The organism is Allofranklinella schreckenbergeri, from assembly GCF_003703475.1.
GTDB classification, from domain to species: domain Bacteria; phylum Pseudomonadota; class Gammaproteobacteria; order Burkholderiales; family Burkholderiaceae_C; genus Lampropedia; species Lampropedia schreckenbergeri.
The window spans coordinates 103590-124903 of sequence record NZ_RDQM01000008.1 but is presented as its reverse complement, the minus strand read 5'-3'; the positions used below and the strand labels follow the sequence as shown (position 1 = coordinate 124903).

Here is a 21314-nt window from a genome sequence, read left to right as displayed (position 1 = left end):
AAAATAAATAAACTTGTTTCGGCATAACTGATATGAATTGATATTTCTTTTGATTTGAAATAAAAATTAACTGAAAAAATTTTTGCCCCATGCGCCTTGCTTTTGCTGGAACCCCTGAATTTGCCCAAACCGCCCTCGCCGCCCTGTTGCAGGCCGGGTTAACGCCCGCAGTGGTGCTCACCCAGCCCGATCGCCCAGCCGGGCGCGGTATGCGTGAACAGCCCTCGCCCGTCAAACAATTGGCGCAAGCCCACGGCATCCCCGTGCTGCAACCGCGCAGCCTGCGCCTGGATGGCCGCTTTGCCGAAGATGCCCGGGCCGCGCAAGCCGAGCTGGCCGCGCTGGATCTGGACGTGATGGTGGTCGCGGCCTACGGCCTCATCCTGCCCGCCTGGGTGCTGGAGTTGCCCCGCCTGGGTTGCCTGAACATCCACGCCAGCTTGCTGCCGCGCTGGCGCGGCGCCGCCCCCATCCACCGCGCCATTGAGGCGGGCGACACCCAGACGGGCATCAGCATCATGCAAATGGATGAAGGGCTGGATACCGGCGACACGATCGAGATGACGCCCCTGGCCATCGGCGCGGACGAAACCACCGCCGAACTGCACGACCGCCTGGCCACGCTGGGCGGCCAATGCATCGTGCGCGTGTTGCAGCAATGCCCGACAGGCCCCACGGGCGTGCGCGTGCGCTGGGCCGCCACGCCGCAGCCCGAAGCGGGCGTGAGCTACGCCCACAAAATCAGCCGCGCGGAAAGCGCCCTGGATTGGCGCCGCAGCGCCGAGGCCCTGGCCCGCCAAATCCGCGCCTTCAACCCCTTTCCGGCCGCGCAGGCAGAGTTTCTGGGGGCATTGCACGCGCAAGAACAAGGTGGCGAGACCAGCGCCCGTGGCGAAACCCTGAAAATCTGGCGCGCCCACGCCATCGCGCCCGAGGCGGCGGCAGCGGCTGCTGCGGGCGCGCAGCCCGGGCAAATCCTGTCGGTGGACCGCAAGCAAGGCATTGTGGTGGCCTGCGGCCAAGGCGCGCTGTGCTTGACGGAACTGCAACGCGCGGGCGGCAAGCGTTTGCAAGCCGGGCCATTCCTCAGCGGCTTTGCGATGGTGGCGGGCGAGCGGTTCGCACTGCCGCATTAGCCGCTTGCCCATACGCCTTTGCGGCACGCACATTCAGGCCGGCGGCACTGCCAGCGCCGCCCCTTTGGCTCCAGTTTCCGTTTCCCCTCAGCGCGTTGAAGAAGATATGAATATCGCTTCGCTTCTCTTGCTCATCCTGGTCTTGTGGCTGGTCGTGCGCGGGCGCAGCCAGGCGCGACGCATTCGGCTGCTGGCCGAAAATTTGTCCGGCCTGCAAATCGAGCAGCACATGCAAACCCTCACCACCGGCTATTTGCGCGCCATTCACGAGCCGGACTTGGCGCGCCAGGAACAAATCTGGCCGACCTTTGCCGCCACAGAGCGCGCTTTGGCAGCGCAAACCGAGCACTTGGCGCGCGCGCTGGCGCGCGTGCCAGCCGAGCAAACCCGCATGGGACGTCTGGCGCTGGATTTCCCCTGCATTGAAAGCTGGGTGCCCGGCACAACGCGCGACTTTCGCGCCCTGCTGAAGCTGCACGCCGAGGGCATTCGCCAAGCGGTGGACAACGTGCAAAACCTGGGCCCCAAAGATCGCGCCTATTGCCTGATGGCCGAATGGCTGCTGTTTCAGCACAGTTGCCATTGGTTTTGCAAGTCCCGCAATACGGCCGATGCCCGCCTGGTGCTCCGCCATCAGGTCACACGCGAAAAAGCCCTGGACTCGGTCAGTCCCAGCACGCGCCAGGCCTACCAGCGCTGGATGGAAACATGAAAATTACAAATCAAAACACATGAAAAAAACCGATTTCGGCATGATGGTGTTGCAGGAATCGGTTTTTTGATTTGGAAATTCAGGCGCGCCCTTGTGGCAGCTCCTCAAAAATGTGCTTGTAAAGCGCGTAGCGCGATGGGGCGATGCCGGGGGCTTCGGCGGCATTGGGTGCTGCCTCCGTAGGCTCCTCGGGCAGCACGGCGGCGCGCACCACGCAATGCGGCTCGTGGATGTGCGTGCAGTTGTGGAAGCGGCAGCCCGTGGCGTGGCGGGCGATGTCGGGCATCCAGCGCGCCAGCGCCTGGCGGTCGATGTGGTGCAGGCCAAATTCCTGAAAGCCCGGCGAGTCGAGCACGGCGCTGCCGCGTGCGCACTCCAGCCAATACCAGGTGGTGGTGGTGGTGGTGTGGCGGCCGCTGTTGAGCGCGCGGGAGATTTCGGCGGTTTGCGCCTGGGCATCGGGGATGAGGCGGTTGATGAGCGTGCTTTTGCCCACGCCCGATGGCCCTAGCACCAAGGTGGCGCGCCCTTGCAGCAGGGCCTGCAATTGGGGGAAGTCGTCGCCGCCGTGCGCGGCGTCCAGTTGCAGGCGCAGCACGGGGTAGAGCGGGGCCGGGCTGTGCGCGCTGTCGCCAGCGGGGAGGATTTGGCGGTATGCGGCCAGGCGCTGCCAGGCGCTGGCGTAGGCTGGGCCTAAATCCTGCTTGTTCAGGCCGATGAGCGCGGGGATGCCCGCAGCTTCTGCGGCGATCAGGGCTTTGGCCAGTTGCCGCTCGGAGAACACCGGCTCGGCGGCGATGAGGATGAGGATTTGGTCGATGTTGGCGGCAAAGGCCTTGGTGCGCATTTCGTCCTGTCGGTAAAACAGGTTGCGCCGGGGGGCGATGTGCTCGATGCTGCCTTCGTCGCCCTGGCCGGGCCGGGGGGCTTGCCATTGCACCCGGTCGCCCACAACGGCTTGGCTTTTTTTGCCGCGCGGGTGGCAGAGGTGGCGCTGGCCGCCCGCGCTTTCAACGATGTAGTGGCGGCCGTGGCTGGTGACGATCAGGCCCTCGTGCAAGCCATCTGACAAGGGGGCTGCGGGTGGGGTGGGGCGAGTGCGGCGCATGGCGTTAGCTGGCTGCGCCCGCAGGCAGGGTTTGCATGCGCGCCAGGCGCTCGGCGGCGGGCGGGTGGGAGTAGTAAAAGCGCGCGTACAGCGGATCGGGCGTGAGGGTGGAGGCGTTGTCCTCATACAGCTTGAGCAGCGCCGAGGCCAGCTCTTGCGCGTTGGCTTGTTCGGCGGCGTAGGCATCGGCTTCAAACTCCTGGCGGCGCGAGAGCTGTGCCCACAGCGGTTGCAGCAGGCCGCCAAAGACTTCGGCCAGCAGGCCAAACAGCACCAGGGCCAGGGCGCTGTTGGCGCGGGGATCGAGCGCGCCGCTGGCGGTATCCAGCGCGGGCTGCACGCCCAGCGCCAGGTAAAAGCCGCTTTGCTGCATCAGCCAGCCCAGCAGCGCAAAGCCTAGCAGGCTGAGCGCGCTGAAGGCGGCCAGGCGCTTGGCGATGTGGCGGCGCTTGAAGTGGCCCAGCTCGTGGGCCAGCACGGCTTCAATCTCGCCAGCGGTGAGCTTGCCCAGCAAGGTGTCGAAAAACACCACGCGTTTGGCGGCGCCCAGGCCGGTGAAATAGGCGTTGGCGTGGGCGCTGCGGCGGCTGCCATCCATCACGAACAGGCCTTGCACGGTAAAGCCGCTGCGCTGCATCAGCGCCAGGATGCGGGTTTTGACGGCTTCGTCAGTCAGTGGCTCGAAGCGGTTGAACAGCGGGGCGATGACGGTGGGCGCCAGCCACATCATCAGCAACTGAAAGCCCATCCACAGCGCCCAGGCCCACAGCCACCACAAATTGCCTGCGGCTTGCATCAGCGCCAGCACGGCGGCCAGCAGTGGCACGCCCAGCGCCAGCGCGATGAGCGCGCCGCGGCAGGCATCGGCCAGCCACAGGCGCAGGCTCATGCGGTTGAAGCCGTGGCGTTGTTCGATGACGAAGGTTTTGTACAGGCTCCAGGGCAGGCCCAGCAGGGCGGAAATGGCGCCAAAGGCCAGCAGCAGCGCCAATTGCTGCGCAAAGCCTGCGCCCAGCCAGTGCAGCAAGGTGTGGTTGAGGGCGTCCAGCCCGCCAAGCAAGGTCCAGCCCAGCAGTACCAGGGTGGAGAAGGTGGCCTCCAGCATGCCCAGGCGCAGGCTGTCGGTGGTGTAGTCGGCCGCGCGCTGGTGGGCCTGCAAGCTGATGGCGCTGGCAAAGGCTGCGGGCACGCTGGCGCGGTGGCGCTGGACGTGCCGGGCCTGGCGCGCGGCCAGCCAGAGGGTGAGCAGCAGATGCAGCGCGAGGCCGGCGGCGAAGGCGGCCAGAAGCCACCAGGCCAGCGGCGTCCAGGGTGAGGGGGCGATCAAGGTGTGTGTGGGCATGCAGGGGAAGGGGGCAAGGCGCAGCCGGGCACGAGGGGCGGTATGAGGCGTGATGCTTGGCTGCGCGCGGGTACAGGGCGTGAGCGTGGGTTGGAATATATTTTACAATCCAAAGTAAGAATCACTTTAATCCTATATTGCCGAAATAAGGCGATTTTATTTCTTTTGAACTGCAAATCAAACCAGCCGGGCGGCCTCCAGCTCTTTCTTGAGGTAAGCGTAGAACAGCGGGGCGGCCACCAGCCCGGCGGGGCCGAATACGGCTTCGCTGAGGAACATTACGGAGAGCAGCTCCCAAACGGCGATATGGGTTTTTTCGCCCACCACTTTGGCGTTGATGAAGTATTCGGCTTTGTGGATGAGCACCAGAAAGCCCAGGCAGACGGCCGCCGTCATGGGCGAGACGGACAGGCCCACGATGGTGATGACGACGTTGCACAGCAGGTTGCCCACGATGGGAATCAGCCCGGCCACAAACGTCAGCGTAATCAGCGCGGGCGTGTAGGGCAGCTTGAGCTGAAACAGCGGCAGCGCCACCAACAAAAAGATGGCGGTGAGCAAGGTGTTGAACGTGGCAATCCAGAACTGCGCGGCCACGATTTGCCGAAACGCATCGCCAAAGCGGGCCACGCGCACTTTGAGCGCATCGGTCAGCGGTGCATTCCATTTGTGCTGCGCGCGCACGGCAGCCAGCGAGCCGATGAGCAGGCCGATGTAGGCGTACAAAAAGCCCACCAGCCAGATCCGCCCGGCATTGGCCATGGCCGTGGCCTTGGAGAGCAGATAAAACGCAACGCTGCGCTGCACCTCCTCCGCCTCGGCGGGCAGCATGGCGGCCAGATCGGGCGGCAGCCGGTCTTTGAACTCCAGCACGGTGCGGGCGACGTAATCGGTCAACTCGCTGAATTGGTGCGGGGCGGTGAGCAATACGCTGCGGTAATGGCTGAAGGTGATGCTGAGGGCGACGATGGGGCCAAACACCACCAGCGTGGCCGCCAGGGCGGGCAGCCAGCGCAGCACGGCGTGCGGCGGGTTTTTCCAGCGCAGGCGCAACACATACACGGCCACGGCATTGATCCAGCGCGTGAGCAAAAAACCCAGGCAGGCGGCCAGCAGCCCCGGCAGCAGCCCGACAAACATCACCAGCAGCAGCCCTGCGGCCATCAGCAAGTAGCTGCTGATGCGCACGGACAGGGAAACGTGCGCATCGGGCGCGGCTTCGGGCGGGGCGAGTTGGGCCACTTCCGGGCCAAGGCGGATGGGGGCGGCGGGATCGTCGGCAGCGGGCATGGGGGGGGCGTTCGCGCGGCGGGGCGTCAGTGTGTCAATGCGCAAAGTTGCTCAAGCGGTGGTGGGAGGCGGCTTGCGCTCTCTGAATGGCGGTTCGCAATCGCTGCTTGGGCGGTGCGCGGCGCGGCAAGCACGTGCCAGCGCCGCTCGCGCCCGGAGGCCTTTTCGTCCACTTGCGTCAAGACTGGCAACACACTTGAGGCCATTGTTCAGGCGATTTGTACGGCTTGGGCGCCGCGTGCGCCGATGGCGCCGATGCGGTACACCGTCTCGCCCTGCGCGCGCAGGGTTTGGGCGGTGGCTTCGGCCTCATCGGCGGCGACGATGACGACCATGCCGATGCCGTTGTTGAAGGTGCGATTCATCTCCTGCGCGTCAATGCCTGCCGTGGCTTGCAGCCAGGCGAACAGCTCGCTTTGCGGCCAACTGCCCGCTTGCAGGTGCGCGCCCAGGTGGGCGGGCAGGATGCGGGGGATGTTCTCCAGCAGCCCGCCGCCGGTGATGTGCGCCAGCCCTTTGACGGGGTGCTGTGCCAACGCTGCCAACACGCTTTTGACGTACAGCCGCGTGGGGGCCATGATGGCTTCGCGAAACGGCTTGCCATCGAGCGTTTGCGGCAACTGGCTGCCAGCGCGCTCAATGCATTTGCGCACCAGCGAAAAGCCGTTGGAATGCACGCCGCTGCTGGCCAGGCCCAGCAGCACGTCGCCTTCGGTGATGCGCGTGCCATCAAGGATGCGCGATTTCTCCACCACTCCGACGGCAAAGCCAGCCAGGTCGTACTCGCCATCGGGGTACATGCCGGGCATTTCCGCTGTTTCGCCGCCGATGAGCGCGCAGCCCGACAGCTCGCAGCCGCGCGCAATGCCGCCCACGACGGCCGCTGCGGTATCCACATGCAGCTTGCCGCAGGCAAAGTAATCCAGGAAGAACAGCGGCTCGGCGCCTTGCACCAGTACGTCGTTCACGCTCATGGCCACCAGGTCAATGCCCACGGTGTCGTGCATGTTCCACTCAAAGGCGAGTTTGAGCTTGGTGCCCACGCCATCGGTGCCCGAGACCAGCACCGGCTCCTGGTAGCGTTTGGGAACTTCAAACAAAGCGCCAAAGCCGCCAATGCCGCCGAGCACGCCCTCGCGCAGCGTTTTGCGCGCCAGCGGCTTGATGCGATCGACCAAGGCATCGCCAGCATCGATATCAACGCCAGCGTCTTTGTACGTAATGGGGGTGGTGGTGCTCATGGCAAACAGAAAAAGGGGGAAAAAACGACCATGCGCCCTCGTGGGGCAGCATGGTCTTGTCACTAGAATGCGCGGCATTATGCCGTTGCGGCAATGCCCGTAAGGGGGCTTGTTGGCACTTTCTTTCCACGTCTTCTCGCGCTCACCATCATGCAATTGGTTCTGGACATCGGTCTGGCCCCCGAGCCTAGCTTTGCCCGCTTTCTGCCCGCCGGCAATGAGGCTGCCGTGCAATGCTTGCAACAAGGCGTGGCGGCGTTGGCGGCGGCTCAGTCCGATGCGTTGCTGCCGGTTTATCTGTGGGGAAGCCCCGGCACGGGCAAAACCCATTTGCTGCATGCGGTGGCGCGCGCCTTGCAGGCCCAGGGCCAGGCGGTGGGCTGGCTGGGCGCTGATGCCGCCAGCGGCGGCGAGGAATTCTCCCCCCACTGGCGCGCGGTGCTGCTCGACGATGTGCAGGCTTACGACAGCCAGCGCCAGCAGCGCGCCTTCAACTGGTGGATCAATGCGCGCCATCGCAGCAGCGGCGAGGCGCCGTGCTGGGTCGTCGCCGCGGGCAGCCTGCCGCCGGTGGATTTGCCCTTGCGCGAGGATTTGCGCACGCGCCTGGGCTCGGGCCTGAGCTTTGAGCTGCAACCCTTGAGCGACGCCCAGCGCCAGCAAGTGCTGCAAAGCCAGGCGCAAGAGCGCGGCCTGCACCTGAGCGATGAGGCGGCGCAATATCTGCTCAACCGTTTTGCGCGCGATCTCAGCAGCCTCAGCGCCTTGCTGACGCGGCTGGACGTGCACGCCCTGCGCACCCAGCGGGCGCTGACCATCCCGCTATTGCGCGAAGTGCTGCAAGAGCAGGCCGAGCGCTGAGCGCGGCCGCTGCCAACAAACCCGCATTCCCATTTGCCTTGCCTATCTCATTGAAAGGAGAGCTTGCCATGATCATGAATTACATCCGCAGCCAGTTCATCGACGTCATCGAATGGACGGACGATTCACGCGATACCCTGTCGTTTCGCTGGCCCGACGAAGACAAGGAAATCAAAAACGGCGCTCAGCTCATCGTGCGCGAATCGCAGCAGGTGCAATTCGTCGCCGCCGGGCAGTTTGCCGACCATTTCGGCCCCGGCAAGCACACGCTGACCACCGAGAACATCCCCATCCTCTCCACCATCCTGGGCTGGAAGTACGGCTTTCAATCGCCCTTCAAGTGCGATGTGTACTACCTCAACACGCGTCTGTTCACCGGCAACAAATGGGGCACCTCCAACCCCGTGATGATGCGCGACCAGGACTTTGGCGTGGTGCGCCTGCGTGCTTTTGGCACCTACGATTTCCGCATCGTCGATGCGCCCAAATTCCTCAAGGAAGTGGCTGGCACGGACCAGAACTTCCGCCTCGATGAATTCAACGACACCATGCGCTCGCGCATCGTCAGCGTTTTTACCGAAGCGCTGGCGCGCGCCCACGTGCCCGCGCTGGACATCGCCCAACGCTACAGCGAGCTGGGCGATGCGCTGTTGCCCATCATCAACCCGGCGGTGCGCGACAAATACGGGCTGGAAATCAGCAGTTTTATTCTGGAAAACGTATCCCTGCCGCCCGAAGTCGAGCAGGCCATCGACAAACGCTCCAGCATGAGCGTGATTGGCAACCTCAACGACTACGTCAAATACCAAATGGGTGTTGCCATGGGCCAGGGAGGCGAGGCTGGCGCTGCTGCCACCATGCCTGCGCAAATGGCCATGGGCTTTGGCATGGCGCAGGAAATGATGCGCAGCATGCAGGGTGCGCCGGGCGCTGCGCCAGCAGGTGCATCGGCAGCCGTGGCGCCCGCCGCCGCGCCGGCTGCCAGCGCGAGCGCGGCGGGGTTGGAAGTGCTCACGCCCGAGCAAGCCGCGCAGCTTTTGAGCGTATCCGTGGAAGATGTGATGGCCGCCATCGCTGCAGGCGATTTGAAAGCGCGCAAGCTCGGCAACGCTACCCGCATCGCCCGCAGCGCGCTGGAGGAGTTTCTCAAGGGTTGATCCAGCTTTTCAGAGGCAGTGCTTGGGCAAGGCTGATGACCGCCACGTCCACGTGGTGGTTGGAACCCCAAGCACGTTTGTATCTGAGCGGGGCAAGCCCCACGGGAGCCCCGCTTTCTGTCTGATTACTCAGCCTTGCTGCCACTCAATGTGTGGTTTGGTTCGTGAAAAGACGGTGGGGAGCTTCTTATAAGGGGAAAATTCGGTTTTATTTCTGAATGAAAATAAAGTGTAAAGTATTGATTTTTTATGTTTTGATTGATGAATTTTTTTGATAATTGAGTGGATTTTATTGACTGATGTTTATTTTTCTGTTAACGTGCAAGGCATGATTAATTGGATTTTTGGCATCCTGATAACTCAATAGGGTTGGTTGTGCTTTTCGAAATCCATTTAATTTTCTTTTATTCTTGAATTTGAAAGGAATTACATGAATTTGAATACTATTAAAGAGATCCAGTCCAAGCGATCCAACCCCAGCGTCACGATTACGCTGCCTACTTACCGTACCTCGCCCGACAACGACAAGGATCCCATCCGCTTGAAAAACCTGGTGAGCCAAGCCATTGAGCAATTGGAGTCGCAATTTGGCAAGCGCGAAACCTTGGAGATTGCAGATGCCATCCGGCGCATGGCCGATGAAGTCGATCACGAGCACAACTTGGATGGTCTGGTGATTTTTGCCAGTGCTGAATATGCCCAATCCTTCAAGCTGCCTTTCCGCCTGCCTGAGCGGGTGAGCATTGAGGATAACTTCCTGACCCGCGATCTGGTTTATGCCATGAATCGCAGTCCACTGTATCTGCTGGTGGTTTTGAGCGAGAACGGCACACGCCTTTTTATTGGTCGCAAGGATTATCTCAACGAAATTAACGATTATGGCTTCCCGTTCAGCCTGAAAAGCAGCGTGGCAAATGCCAACCCCAGCCAGGACATCAGCCATGTGCGCGATCAAATCGTGACCGACAACATGCGCGAGGTCGGTGAAGCGATTGCCGCAGCCCAGAAAGACACGCCCGCTCCGGTTGTGGTCGTGGGTGTGGATCGCAATATTGGCCATTTCCGTGACGGCGCGCGCAACAGCGATGACGTCATGCTCTACATCCACAGCGGCCACCACGATGAGGATGCGCATCAGCTGGCCAAGAAAATCTGGCCGCAAATCAAGGAGGCTCTGGATGAAGAGCGTCAGAAAATCTTTACCGAGCTGGAAAGCGCCAAGAGCAACCATCTATTCGTCGGCGGCCTCAATGAAGTCTGGCAGGCAGCGATCGATGGCCGTGTCGAGGTGTTGGTCGTGGAGGAAGATTTGAGCATCCCCGCAGAAGTTAGCGAGGATGGCCGCCAGCTCAAGCTGCTGGAGTCGGCGGAATTGGCCGCACCCTCCAAGGACAACAACGCTTATGAGGACATCGTCGATGAAATCATCGAGAAAGTCCTTGCCAATAACGGCCGCGTCCGTTTCGTGAATAACGAGAGCATGGCCAGCGTCAATCCGGATTTCGGCATGGCCGTGATCACCCGCTATTGATGGGGATTGACTGGTGATTGGAGGCCGCCTGATTTCAGGCGGCCTTTTTTTGTGCCATTGTTTGCTCAAACCCCGCGTGCGCGGTCGGTGGCAAATTGCTGGCGGAAGGCGGCAAAGCGGCCCTGCTCCAGCGCCTCGCGCACTTCGCGCATCAGGTTCAAGTAGTAGTGCAGGTTGTGGATGGTGGTGAGCATGGGGCCGAGCATTTCGCCGCAGCGGTCCAGGTGGTGCAGGTAGGCGCGCGAGAAGCCTTCGCGCCCGCCGTTTTCCCAGCTCACGCCGCTGCTGCCTGCGCAGGCGTGGCAGGTGCAGGAAGGGTCCAGCGGTTGGTGGTCGGCCTTGTGGCGCGCGTTGCGGATCTTCAAGTCGCCATAGCGGGTGAAGATGGTGCCGTTGCGCGCGTTGCGCGTGGGCATGACGCAGTCGAACATGTCCACGCCGCAGGCCACGCCCTCGACCAAATCCTCGGGCGTGCCCACGCCCATCAGATAGCGCGGCTTGTGTGCGGGCAGGCGGTGCGGCGTGTGGGCCATGATGCGGCGCATCTCCTCCTTGGGCTCGCCCACGCTGACGCCGCCCACGGCGTAGCCGGGAAAGTCCATCGCCACCAGTTGCTCCAGCGATTCCTGGCGCAGGTGCTCGAACATGCCGCCTTGCACGATGCCAAACAGCGCATTGGGGTTGTTCAGGCGGGCGAATTCTTCCTGGCTGCGGCGCGCCCAGCGCAGGCTCATCTCCATGGATTTGCGCGCCTCGGCCTCAGTGGTGATGTGGCCCTTGGTTTCGTAGGGCGTGCATTCGTCGAGCTGCATGACGATGTCCGAGTTCAGCGCTGTCTGGATTTGCATGCTGATCTCGGGCGACATGAACAGCTTGTCGCCATTGACGGGGCTGGCAAAGTGCACGCCTTCCTCGGTGATCTTGCGCATCTCGCCCAGGCTCCAGACCTGAAAGCCGCCGCTGTCGGTCAGGATGGGCTTGTGCCACTGCTCAAAAGCGTGCAGCCCGCCAAAGGAGCGCATCACATCCAGCCCGGGGCGCATCCACAGGTGAAAGGTGTTGCCCAGGATGATTTGCGCGCCCATTTCATGCAGGCTGCGCGGCATCACGCCCTTGACGGTGCCGTAAGTGCCCACGGGCATGAAGATGGGCGTTTGCACCACGCCGTGGTTGAGCGTGAGCGCGCCACGGCGGGCGTGGCTGGAAGAATCGGTGGTGAGAAGCTGGAACTGCAACATGGCGGGTGTGGGCGGGCAGATTTGATTATTTCAAATCAATGTAAATTTGATTTGTTATGTATGTTGCCAAAATATGGTGATTTTTTATCTTATTGATATGTAATTGATATGGGGTTTTGAGCTATGGGTTGTTTGCGCGGGCGGCTTTTTCGGCCAAGCCGCTCAAGCCCTCGCGTCGGGCCAGCTCGTGGATCACGTCCGCGCCGCTGAGGTTGAAGTGCGAGAGGGCCACCAAGGTGTGAAACCACACATCGGCCACTTCATAGACCAGGGCTGCGCGGCTTTGGGCGGCTTCAGCGCAGTGGGGGCCTGTGCCGTTGGCTTCGGCTGTGGCGAGTGCGTACTGGGCATCTTTGACGGCCATGACCAGCTCGGCGGCTTCTTCGCCGATTTTTTTCAGAAAAGCGTCGGGCGCCTTGCCATCGGCCAGCAAACGGGCCACGTAGCTGTGCGCTGGATCGCCACCTCGGTGGGGTTTGCGCGATTCAAAAACTTCGGCCAAATGGGCGAACAGGGCGTCGGCGGATGGGGTGTCGGACATGGTGCGTTATTGGCTGTAAATGCGCTGCGGGTCTTTCAGTACGGGATCGGAGGCTTGCCAGTGCGGGGCGGGGGAGGCGGGGTTTTCCAGTCGTTGGTAAAAGCAACTGTGGCGGCCGGTGTGGCAGGCGATGGAGGGTTGGTGGCCGTGCTGGGTGATAGTCAACAAAATAACGTCGTTGTCGCAGTCGGTGCGGATGGCGTGCACGGTTTGGAAGTGGCCCGATTCCTCGCCTTTGTGCCAGAGCTTGCCGCGTGAGCGGCTGTAGTAAACAGCCTGGCCTTTTTGCGCCGTCTGGCGCAGGGCTTCGCGGTTCATCCAGGCGACCATGAGGATGTCGCCCGTGTCTTTTTCCTGGGCGATGGCGGGCACGAGGCCGTTGGCGTCCCAGGCGATGGCGTCCAGCCAGGCATCGCTGGCAGGGGTGGGGGTGTCGGCAGGGGGGGGGGAGTTACTCATTCGCGGATCTCTTCAATCATGGATTGGCCGCTGCTGCCGTCGCCGTTGAGCCATTGCCATTGCTCGTGAAAGCGCAAGCGGCCATCGGGCAGGCGCTCGGGGGTGGACAGGCATTGGCCGAGCATGAACTGGCCTGCGCTGTTGAGGTGGTGGTAGCGCATGTCCAGGCGGCCATCGGGCAGCATGCGCGCCATGAGCTGGCCGCAGCGCACTTGCCCGCCCTCGTAGTGGGCGGTGACGATCTCGCCCCGCTGGCGGTAGTGAAAGCGGGTCTGCCCGTCCACTTCGCCATTGGGTGTGTTGCTGACGGAGCGAAAGGTTTTGCCATCGAGGTCGTACGGGAACATGGGAGGTGTGGCTGTGTGTTGGTGATCGGGGATGGATTTACAGCCGCACGGGGATGCCGCGCGCGGCCATGTGGCGCTTGGCTTGCTCGATGGTGTAGGTGCCGAAGTGGAAGATGCTGGCAGCCAGCACGGCATCGGCGCCGCCTGCGGTGATGCCGTCGGCCAGGTGATCAAGCGTGCCGACGCCGCCGCTGGCGATGACGGGCACGGGCACGGCGTCGCTGACGGCGCGGGTGAGTTCGAGGTCGAAGCCGCTTTGCGTGCCGTCGCGGTCCATGCTGGTGAGCAGGATTTCGCCTGCGCCGCGCCGGGCCATTTCACGCGCCCAGCGCAGGGCGTCCAGGCCGGTGTCTTTGCGGCCGCCGTGGCTGTAAACGTTCCAGCCGGGGCCAAGGGGCTGGCCGTCGGGGCCGGGGGCTTGCTCGGCCTCGGGGGGGCGGCGTTTGGCGTCGATGGCGACGACGATGCATTGCGAGCCGTATTTGCCGCTGGTGTCGTTGACCAGCTCGGGGTTGGCGATGGCGGCGGAGTTGATGCTGACTTTATCGGCCCCGGCGCTCAGCAGGCGGCGCACGTCGGCGACGCTGCGCACGCCGCCGCCGACGGTGAGCGGGATGAATACTTGCGAGGCGACGGCTTCGATGATGGGCAGGATCAGATCGCGCGCGTCGCTGGTGGCGGTGATGTCGAGGAAGGTGAGTTCGTCGGCGCCTTGTTCGTCGTAGCGGGCGGCGATTTCGACGGGATCGCCCGCGTCGCGCAGTTCAACGAAGTTGACGCCTTTGACGACGCGGCCGCCGGTGACGTCCAGACAGGGGATGATGCGTTTGGCAAGCATGGTGTTGAGTGGTGTCGATATTTTACAAATCAATGTGAACTCGATTTAAATACCATCATGCCGAAACAGTGGGTATTAATTTCTTTTTGATTTGTAATTTTGAGTGTTTTCAGCGGCTGGCAGGGCCGAACAGGGCGATTTCGTCGGTGATGATGCCGTCGGTGCCCAGGGCGATGAGGTGGCGGGCGGCGGCGGGGTCGTTGACGGTGTAGCTCAGGGCGCGCAGGCCGTTCTGGTGGGCAGCGCTGACGCGTGTGGCGTCCCACAGCGGGTAGTGGCAGACCAGGGCCAGGCAGCCCAGGGTGCGGGCGTGTGTGAGGCTGTCATCCTCCCACGCGTCCAGCAGCAGGGCGCGGGGCTGCTCAGGCCGGGCGGCTTGCGCGCCTTGCAGAGCCGGGCGTTGGAAGGAGGAGAGCAGCGGCTGCGGCAAATGCGACGGCCAGATGGCGGCGACGAGTTCGGCCACGGCCTGGCCGGTGGCGTATTCGGCGCCGGGGATGGGCTTGATTTCGATGTTGAGCAGAAGGTGGTTGGCGATGCACCAGCGCAGCAGGTTTTCCAGCGTGGGCAGGGGCTCGCCCGCCCAGCGGCGCGAGTGCCAGGCGCCTGCGTCGAGGCGGGCCAGGGCGCTCCAGGGCAGCTCGGCGGCGGGGCCTTGGCCGTTGGTGGTGCGATCCAACGTGGCGTCGTGCATGAGGTAGGGCACGCCGTCGTGGCTAAGTTTGACATCGCATTCGAACATGCGCCAGCCGTGGGCCGCGCCGCTGCGGAAGGCGGCCAGGGTGTTTTCAGGGGCGTGCTTGCCGGCGCCACGGTGGGCGATCCAGAAGGGGTAGGGCCAGGCGGTGGCTGTGGACATGGGCGAGAGGGGGATCAGGGTTGCGCAGAGTCGGAGTTGAGGGAGGGCGCTGGCGCTGCGTCGCCCGTGGGGGCTGCGGGGGCTGTGGCGGTGGGGGGGATGTCTTCGGGTGCGGCGATCGCTGGCGCTGAGGTTGTGGCCGTAGCAGTCGGTGCGGCGGCGGGTTGGGCGCTGGCAGGGTGCTCCGCTGCTTTGCCTTGGCCTTCGTCCTCGTCGTCATCGTCTTTTTCCGGCGCCATTTTGGGGGTGGCCAGTTGCAGGGCGTTGAGGCTGCGGGGCACGTCTTCACCGCGCTGGCGGGCGCGAAAGAGGGCGGCGCGCATCAGCAAGATGGTGGTGACGGGCGCGGTGATGGCAATGAACAGGCCCAGCAGCAGGATGTTGAGCGCGGGCTTGCCCGTTTGCACAGAGAAGTAGGTGATGGTGGCCAGCATCAGGCACCAGATGCCGGCGGTGGTGATGAGCGCGGGGGCGTGGAGGCGCGAGAAAAAAGTGGGCAGGCGCACCAGGCCGGAGGCGCCCAGCAGGCTGATGATGCCGCCGCCGAGGGCAAAGAAGGCCACCAGGATTTCCGCCCACAAGGGCAGGGTGGGGGCGGCGCTCATTCGATGACCTCGCCGCGCAGCAGGAATTTGGCCATGGCGGTGCTGCTGACAAAGCCCAGCAGGGCGATGAGCAGGGCTGCTTCAAAATAGGCGGTGCTGTCGTAGTAGATGGAGAGGCTGAGCATGACGTACATGCCCAGCACGTATAGCGCGTCCAGCGCCAGGATGCGGTCTTGCACGTGGGGGCCGATGAACAGCCGCACCGATGCCAGCACCATGGACAGCAGCAGCATGACGAGGGTGATGGGCATGGCCCAGGCGAGGATTTGTCCGTTCATTCAAAAATCTCCATCAAGGGGCGCTCGTAGCGTTCTTTGACGGTGCGAATGACCAGCTCGGGATCGATGCGCCCGTCGAAGACGTGCAGCAGTAAAGCGCTGCGGTCCATGGACAGTTCCGCCCAGGCATTGCCGGGGGTGATGGTGGTGATGACGGCCAGCGCGGCCAGGCCGTTGGGGTCGCGCATTTGCAGCGGAATGCGCACGAAGACGCCCTCGGTTTCGCGCGCCAGGCGCGGTTGCAGCAGGATGCGGATGACCATGAGGTTGGAATGCCATGCATCAATCATCACCACAAAGCACAGCCGGATGATGCGCAAAGGCTTGCGCACGCGTACATGCAAGGGGCGCAAACTGGCGCTGAAGATGGGCATGCCCAAACCCAGGATGACGGCCAGGGTGAGGTTGGCAAGCGTGTAGCTTTGCGTCATCACCAGCCACAGCGGCACCAGCAGCAGCGACAGCAGCGGCGCAGGAAACAGGGTTTTGAGGATGGAGCGCAGCAGCTTTTTCATGGCGCGCCTTTCTCGGCCGCAGCGGGCGCAGGAGCCGCAGCCGGTGCCGTGCCGGGCGCGGCTTCAGGCGCTGGGCGGGGCAGATCGGCCGGGTCGGAGACGGTGGGCTGGTATTGCGAGGGGTAGGGCTTGACCTGGGTTTGCAGCACGGACTGGATGTAGTCATCGGGCGCGTACAGCGCGTTGGAAGTGGCCTTCATGTAGCGCATCACGTCGTCAGCCTGCACGGTCAGCGCCACGCAAGCGCCTAGCAAGAGGGCCAATGGCAAGCCTTCGATGATTTTGACTTCTGGCGGGCTGCGGTCGTGCGAGGCCCAGAAATGGCGGATGCCCGCGCGCGAAAACGCAATCAGCGCCATCAGCCCCGAGGCGATCAGCAAGGCCATCAGCGCCCAGCCATCAATGCCGGGCGTTTGCCCGATGGAGGCGCCCATACCCAAAGGGTTGAGCAAGGCGGTGAGCATGGCGAATTTGCCGATAAAGCCCGATAGCGGCGGCAGCCCGGCAATGAGCAGGGTGCAGGCCAAAAAGCCCATGCCCAGCAAGGCGACGGCCGCAGGCATGGCGCGCCCGACCAAGGCTTGCTGGCGCTCGTCGAGGTTCCACGCTTGCAACTGGCCTTTGAGATCGGCGGTGAGAAAGGGCGCTTCATCCTCTGCTTCGTAGGGGGCGTAATCTTTGCCGTCGTTGCGCCAGCGATCCATCAAATCGGCGAGCAAAAAGCAGGCGCTCACGGCCAGGGTGGAGGTCACCAGGTAATACAGCAGGCTGGCGGTGAGCAGGTTTTGCCCAAAGCCGAGCGCGGCCAGCAGCGTGCCGGAGGACACGATGGCGCTGTAACCGGCCAGGTTGCCGATTTTTTGCGAGCTGAGCACGCCCAGCGCGCCCACCGCGATGGTGGCCATGCCCAGGTAGCTCAGCCATTGGCCGCCGTATTGGGCGGAGGTGCCCGCGTCGTAGCCGAACAGCAGCGTCCACAACCGCAGCACCATGTAGATGCCGACCTTGGTCATGATGGCGAACAAGGCGGCCGATGGCGCGGTGGCGGCGCTGTAGGCGCGCGTGAGCCAGAAGTTCATGGGCCAGACGGCGGCTTTGGTGAGGATGGCAATGGCCAGAATGCCTACGGCGGCGTGCAGCAGCGGCCGGTCTTGATCGGCCACGTCAGGGATGGCGCTGGCGATGCCCGCCAAATTGAGGGTGCCGGTGAGGCCGTAGAACATGGAGATGCCGATCAGCAGCATGGACGACGCCACCAGGTTGATGGCGATGTAGTGCAGCCCCGCTTGCACGCGCTGGCGCCCCGAGCCATGCAGCAGCAGGCCGTAGGAGGCGGCCAGCAGGATCTCGATAAAGACGAACAGGTTGAACAAATCGCCCGTCAGGAACACGCCGTTCAAACCCATGAGCTGCAATTGAAACAGGCCGTGGAAGTTCACCCCGGCGCGGTGCCAGCGCGCGGCGGCATAAAGGGCTGCCGACAGGGCCAGCACGGCCGTGAGCGCCAGCATCAGGGCCGAGAGCCGATCGAGCACCAGCATGATGCCGAAATCGGCGGGCCAGTTGCCCACGAGGTAAATGCTCATGGTCGAGGCTGCGCCTTGCTGGTCGCTCCACAGCAGCAGGTGAACGGCAACGGCGAGGCTGACGATGCAGGAAAAAACGTTCAGGTAGAGCTTGATGCGCTGGCGCTCCTCACGCAAAAAGAGCACCAGGGCGGCAGTGACCATGGGCACCAAAATGGGCGCCAGGATCATGTGGGGGGCAAGCTGTTGCAGCCAATCGGTCATCATGGTGTGCAGTTCGCTCTCACGCGTCGTGTTTTTCCGCGGCTAGGGAGCCGTCCACGTGGTCGGTGCCGCTCATGCCGCGCAGCGCCAGCAGCACGACGAGAAACAGCGCGGTGGTGGCAAAGCCGATCACGATGGCCGTGAGCACCAGGGCCTGGGGCAGCGGGTCGGCATAGTGCAGCAAATCTTGGGGCACGCCCGGGCGCAAGACCGGCTCGCGGTCGATGGCCAGGCCCAGGCGGCCCATGGAGAAAATGAACAAATTGACGGCGTAGCTCAGCAGGCCCAGGCCGATGATGAGCTGGAAGGTACGCGGGCGCAGCAGTAGCCACACGCCAGCGCCGGTCAGTACGCCAATGGCAATGGCCAGGATGATTTCCATGGTTGTCTCCTGTCCTTATCTCGGGGTGGGGGGCTGCCTGTTGAGGCGAGCGATTTCTGCATAGGCGGCGGCCTGCTTGGCGCGGGCGATGGCAGCCTCTTTGGCCTCGGCTTCGTCTTCGAGCTTGCGCGCGTGGTAGCGATGGCCGCGGGTGGATTGGTGGGCTAGCGCGGTGAGAATGAGCAGCACCGAGCCGACGACGACGGCAAACACCGCCAGGTCAAAAAACATGGCGCTGGCGATGTGGATTTCTTCGTTCAAATAGGGCAAGTGCACATGCATCATGTGCGTGGTCATGAAGGGGTAGTCGAAATACAGCGAACCGGCCCCGGTGACGATGGCGCACAGCAGGCCAAAGGCGATCCAGCGGCGCGGATAAAGCGTGATGTTGGCCTCAACCCACTCGGTGCCCGAGATGATGTATTGCAGCAGCAGGCCCAGCGAAAAGATCAGCCCGGCCACAAAGCCGCCGCCCGGCTCGTTGTGGCCGCGCAGAAAGAAATACACCGCCACCATGGTGGTGATGGGCAGCAGCAGGCGCACCAGCACCGCAGGAACGGTGAGGTAGCCAATGGCCGTGTCTTTAGCCTGGCGGGGGTTGAACAGGTCGGTAATCAAGTCACCGGGCAGCACGCGCTGCTGCATGGGCAAATCCATGGTTTCGCGCGCGGGGCGGAAGCGCCGCAACAAGGCGTACACCGTCAAGCCGACGATGGCCAGCACCACGATTTCCCCAAAAGTGTCGAACGCGCGGAAATCCACCAGCATCACGTTGACGACGTTGGTGCCGCCGCCTTCGCTGAGCGCGCGCTCCAGGAAGAAGGTGGAGGTGCTTTCGGCAAACGGGCGGCTGAGCATGGCGTAAGTCAGCAAAGCGATGCCGCAACCGGCCACCAGGGCGATGATGAAGTCGCGCGCGCGCCGCGCCTGGGCGATGCTCAAATCCACCTCGCGCACTACGGGGCGGATGGTTTTGTCGCGCACGGGCAGCCAGCGTAGCCCCAACAGCAGCAAGATGGTGGTGACGATTTCCACCGTCAACTGCGTCAGCCCCAGATCGGGGGCGGAAAACCACAAGAACGTGATGGCCACGCACAGCCCGGTGGCGCCCAGCAAGGTCATAGCCGCCAGGCGGTGGTATTTGGCTTGCCAGGCGGCGGCGATGGCGCAGAGCATGCCCAGGAACCACAGGGTGGCAAAGCCTGGCGAATGCGTCATCATGGGCCGCTCGCCAATCGTCAGCCCGTCTTTCCACAGAGGCAGGCCCACGGCCAGGAACGTCACCATCATCAGCCAGAACATTTGCCATTGCAGGCGCTGCGTCGTCAGGCGCGAGCGCAGGGCGCGGCTTTTGCGCGAAGTCCAGGCCAGCAGGTACTCAAAAATACGCTTGCCGGTCAACGTCCAGGTAAAGGCGTAATCCTTGAAGTAGTTTTTGCCGCGCAGCGGACGGATGACGAGGAAGAACAGCGCCAACCCCACACCCAGGGCGACCATACTCATCTGGAATGGCCGGTTCCAGCCGTGCCAGACGGCCAGGCTGTATTCAGGCAGATCGCCCACTACAGGCTGGGCGGCCACGGCCAGGAAATCCCCCACCATCAGGGCGGGGAAAGCGCCTACCAACAGGCACAGCACGACCAGCAAGCCCACGGGCACGTTCATCCAGATGGGCGGATCGTGCGGGGTCTTGGGCAAATCTTCCGTCGGCGGGCCAAAGAACACGTCGTAGGCAAAATGCAGCGAATAAATGACGCTGAAAATGCCAAATAGCACGGCCAATACCGGCAGGCTGGCTTGGATGTAGGCGGGCGCGTGCACCAGCACGGTTTCCGCGAAGAACATTTCTTTGGAGAGAAAGCCGTTGAAAAACGGCACGCCTGCCATGGCCATGGTGGCCACGATGGCCAGCGTCCCCGTCAGGGGCATGAGCTTGTACAGGCCCGAGAGGCGGCGAATGTCGCGCGTGCCGGTTTCATGGTCCACGATGCCCACCACCATGAACAGCGACGCTTTGAAGGTGGCGTGGTTGATGATGTGAAACACTGCTGCCACGGCCGCCAGCTCGCGGTTCAGGCCCAGCAGCAGCGTAATCAGCCCCAGGTGGGAGATGGTCGAATAGGCCAGCAGCCCTTTGAGATCGTTCTGGAACATGGCCATGAACGAGCCAAACAGCAGCGTGGCTGCGCCCATGCTGCTGACCAGCCAAAACCATTCTTCGGTGCCGCTGAGCACGGGCCAGAAGCGCGCCAGCAGAAACACCCCCGCCTTGACCATGGTGGCCGAGTGCAAATACGCCGAGACGGGCGTGGGCGCGGCCATGGCGTTGGGCAGCCAGAAGTGAAACGGCACTTGGGCGCTTTTGCTGAATGCGCCCAGCAAGATCAGGCATAAAGCGGTGGTGTAGGCGGGGTGGTTGCGGATTTGCGAGCCTGCCGCCAGCACATTGTCCAGGTCGTAGCTGCCCACGATATGCCCCAGCAGCAACATGCCTGCGAACAGGCACAGCCCGCCCGCGCCCGTGACGGTGAGGGCCATGCGCGCGCCGCGCCGCGCATCCTTGCGGTGGTGCCAGTAGCCAATCAGCAAGAAGGAGTAAATGCTGGTCAGCTCCCAGAAAAAGGAGAGCTGGATGATGTTGCCCGAGAGCACCACCCCCGCCATGGAGCCCATGAAGGCCAGCAAGAAGGAGAAAAAGCGCGGTACCGGGTCTTTGGGCGACATGTAATAGCGCGCGTACAGCACCACCAGCGCGCCAATGCCATAGACCAGCATGGCAAACATCCAGGCAAAGCCGTCCATGCGCAGATTGAGGTTCAACCCGTAGGAGGTTAGCCAGAGAAACTCTTGCTCGATCACTTCGCCACCGCTGATGGCGGGGTAGTGCAACCCCAGTTGCACCGCGCAAAACAGCGCGATCAACCCAGCCAGCGTCGATTCGCTATTGCGCGCATTGGACGGCAGGATGACGGCCAACAAGCTGCCGATGAACGGCAGCAAAACAATGGTGCTGAGAGTGACGGGCTGCATAGGGCGCGGATTTTACGGGCAGCCACCTCAGCCAACCGTAAAGAAATGGCATAA

General features: G+C 63.1%; 21 protein-coding genes. 5 read left to right on the top strand and 16 right to left on the bottom strand.

Annotation, left to right across the window (positions count from 1 at the left end):
* Positions 1-89 precede the first annotated feature (89 nt).
* Complete coding sequence (fmt, locus tag EBQ26_RS07750; protein ID WP_122238440.1) at positions 90-1136, top strand: methionyl-tRNA formyltransferase; 1047 nt, start codon at positions 90-92, stop codon at positions 1134-1136.
* A gap of 106 nt (positions 1137-1242) precedes the next feature.
* Entirely contained in the window at positions 1243-1848 is a 606-nt protein-coding gene (locus EBQ26_RS07745; RefSeq protein WP_122238439.1) for a hypothetical protein, read from the top strand.
* Positions 1849-1927: 79 nt separating this feature from the next.
* Here EBQ26_RS07745 and rsgA read toward each other — a convergent pair whose 3' ends face one another.
* From rsgA to purM, 4 genes are all read right to left on the bottom strand, one after another.
* Positions 1928-2956 (bottom strand): ribosome small subunit-dependent GTPase A, encoded by a 1029-nt coding sequence (gene rsgA, locus EBQ26_RS07740; protein ID WP_122238438.1) that lies wholly within the window; start codon positions 2954-2956, stop codon positions 1928-1930.
* Positions 2957-2960: 4 nt separating this feature from the next.
* On the bottom strand, positions 2961-4298 hold the full coding sequence (locus EBQ26_RS07735) for a M48 family metallopeptidase (RefSeq protein ID WP_122238437.1): 1338 nt from the start codon (positions 4296-4298) through the stop codon (positions 2961-2963).
* A gap of 177 nt (positions 4299-4475) precedes the next feature.
* Positions 4476-5588, bottom strand: coding sequence for an AI-2E family transporter (locus EBQ26_RS07730; RefSeq protein ID WP_122238436.1), 1113 nt, complete (start codon positions 5586-5588; stop codon positions 4476-4478).
* A gap of 209 nt (positions 5589-5797) precedes the next feature.
* Complete coding sequence (gene purM / locus EBQ26_RS07725; RefSeq protein WP_122238435.1) at positions 5798-6829, bottom strand: phosphoribosylformylglycinamidine cyclo-ligase; 1032 nt, start codon at positions 6827-6829, stop codon at positions 5798-5800.
* 147 nt (positions 6830-6976) lie between these two features.
* Between purM and hda the strand changes: the two genes are divergently transcribed.
* The 3 genes from hda (at position 6977) to EBQ26_RS07710 (ending at position 10378) form a co-directional block, all read left to right on the top strand.
* Positions 6977-7690, top strand: a complete 714-nt coding sequence (gene hda / locus EBQ26_RS07720; protein WP_238944235.1) for a DnaA regulatory inactivator Hda — start codon at positions 6977-6979, stop codon at positions 7688-7690.
* 68 nt (positions 7691-7758) lie between these two features.
* The gene (locus EBQ26_RS07715) at positions 7759-8847 is read left to right on the top strand and encodes an SPFH and helix-turn-helix domain-containing protein (protein ID WP_122238433.1); all 1089 of its coding nucleotides are present in this window, start codon (positions 7759-7761) and stop codon (positions 8845-8847) included.
* Between the two features lie 430 nt (positions 8848-9277).
* Complete coding sequence (locus EBQ26_RS07710) at positions 9278-10378, top strand: AOC03_06830 family ribosome hibernation factor (RefSeq protein ID WP_122238432.1); 1101 nt, start codon at positions 9278-9280, stop codon at positions 10376-10378.
* A gap of 65 nt (positions 10379-10443) precedes the next feature.
* Here the strand turns inward: EBQ26_RS07710 and tgt are convergent, their stop codons facing one another.
* The 12 genes from tgt to EBQ26_RS07650 all read right to left on the bottom strand — a co-directional run bounded on the left by tgt (position 10444) and on the right by EBQ26_RS07650 (position 21260).
* A complete protein-coding gene (tgt, locus tag EBQ26_RS07705) occupies positions 10444-11616 on the bottom strand; it encodes a tRNA guanosine(34) transglycosylase Tgt (RefSeq protein ID WP_122238431.1) in 1173 nt (390 codons plus the stop codon).
* A 121-nt stretch (positions 11617-11737) separates the two neighbouring features.
* The gene (locus EBQ26_RS07700; RefSeq protein ID WP_122238430.1) at positions 11738-12157 is read right to left on the bottom strand and encodes a phosphoribosyl-ATP diphosphatase; all 420 of its coding nucleotides are present in this window, start codon (positions 12155-12157) and stop codon (positions 11738-11740) included.
* Positions 12158-12163: 6 nt separating this feature from the next.
* On the bottom strand, positions 12164-12616 hold the full coding sequence (gene hisI / locus EBQ26_RS07695; protein ID WP_122238429.1) for a phosphoribosyl-AMP cyclohydrolase: 453 nt from the start codon (positions 12614-12616) through the stop codon (positions 12164-12166).
* The gene (locus EBQ26_RS07690) at positions 12613-12963 is read right to left on the bottom strand and encodes a n-acetylglutamate synthase (RefSeq protein WP_122238428.1); all 351 of its coding nucleotides are present in this window, start codon (positions 12961-12963) and stop codon (positions 12613-12615) included. Before EBQ26_RS07690 ends, hisI begins: the two co-directional genes overlap by 4 nt.
* 37 nt (positions 12964-13000) lie before the next feature.
* Positions 13001-13801: an imidazole glycerol phosphate synthase subunit HisF gene (gene hisF, locus EBQ26_RS07685; protein ID WP_122238427.1), complete on the bottom strand. Its 801-nt coding sequence runs from the start codon at positions 13799-13801 to the stop codon at positions 13001-13003.
* A 109-nt stretch (positions 13802-13910) separates the two neighbouring features.
* Positions 13911-14660 carry a glycerophosphodiester phosphodiesterase gene (ugpQ, locus tag EBQ26_RS07680; RefSeq protein WP_122238426.1) on the bottom strand — a complete coding sequence of 250 codons (750 nt, stop codon included), beginning with the start codon at positions 14658-14660 and terminating at the stop codon, positions 13911-13913.
* A 14-nt stretch (positions 14661-14674) separates the two neighbouring features.
* Complete coding sequence (gene mnhG / locus EBQ26_RS13170) at positions 14675-15265, bottom strand: monovalent cation/H(+) antiporter subunit G (RefSeq protein ID WP_122238425.1); 591 nt, start codon at positions 15263-15265, stop codon at positions 14675-14677.
* The gene (locus tag EBQ26_RS07670; protein ID WP_122238424.1) at positions 15262-15543 is read right to left on the bottom strand and encodes a K+/H+ antiporter subunit F; all 282 of its coding nucleotides are present in this window, start codon (positions 15541-15543) and stop codon (positions 15262-15264) included. Before EBQ26_RS07670 ends, mnhG begins: the two co-directional genes overlap by 4 nt.
* Positions 15540-16058, bottom strand: coding sequence for a Na+/H+ antiporter subunit E (locus tag EBQ26_RS07665; protein ID WP_238944230.1), 519 nt, complete (start codon positions 16056-16058; stop codon positions 15540-15542). The genes EBQ26_RS07670 and EBQ26_RS07665 overlap by 4 nt, the downstream gene beginning before the upstream one ends.
* Positions 16055-17848, bottom strand: a complete 1794-nt coding sequence (locus EBQ26_RS07660) for a monovalent cation/H+ antiporter subunit D (protein ID WP_122238477.1) — start codon at positions 17846-17848, stop codon at positions 16055-16057. The genes EBQ26_RS07665 and EBQ26_RS07660 overlap by 4 nt, the downstream gene beginning before the upstream one ends.
* A 19-nt stretch (positions 17849-17867) precedes the next feature.
* Entirely contained in the window at positions 17868-18230 is a 363-nt protein-coding gene (locus EBQ26_RS07655) for a Na+/H+ antiporter subunit C (protein WP_122238423.1), read from the bottom strand.
* A gap of 15 nt (positions 18231-18245) precedes the next feature.
* Positions 18246-21260, bottom strand: a complete 3015-nt coding sequence (locus EBQ26_RS07650; RefSeq protein ID WP_122238422.1) for a monovalent cation/H+ antiporter subunit A — start codon at positions 21258-21260, stop codon at positions 18246-18248.
* Positions 21261-21314 lie beyond the last annotated feature (54 nt).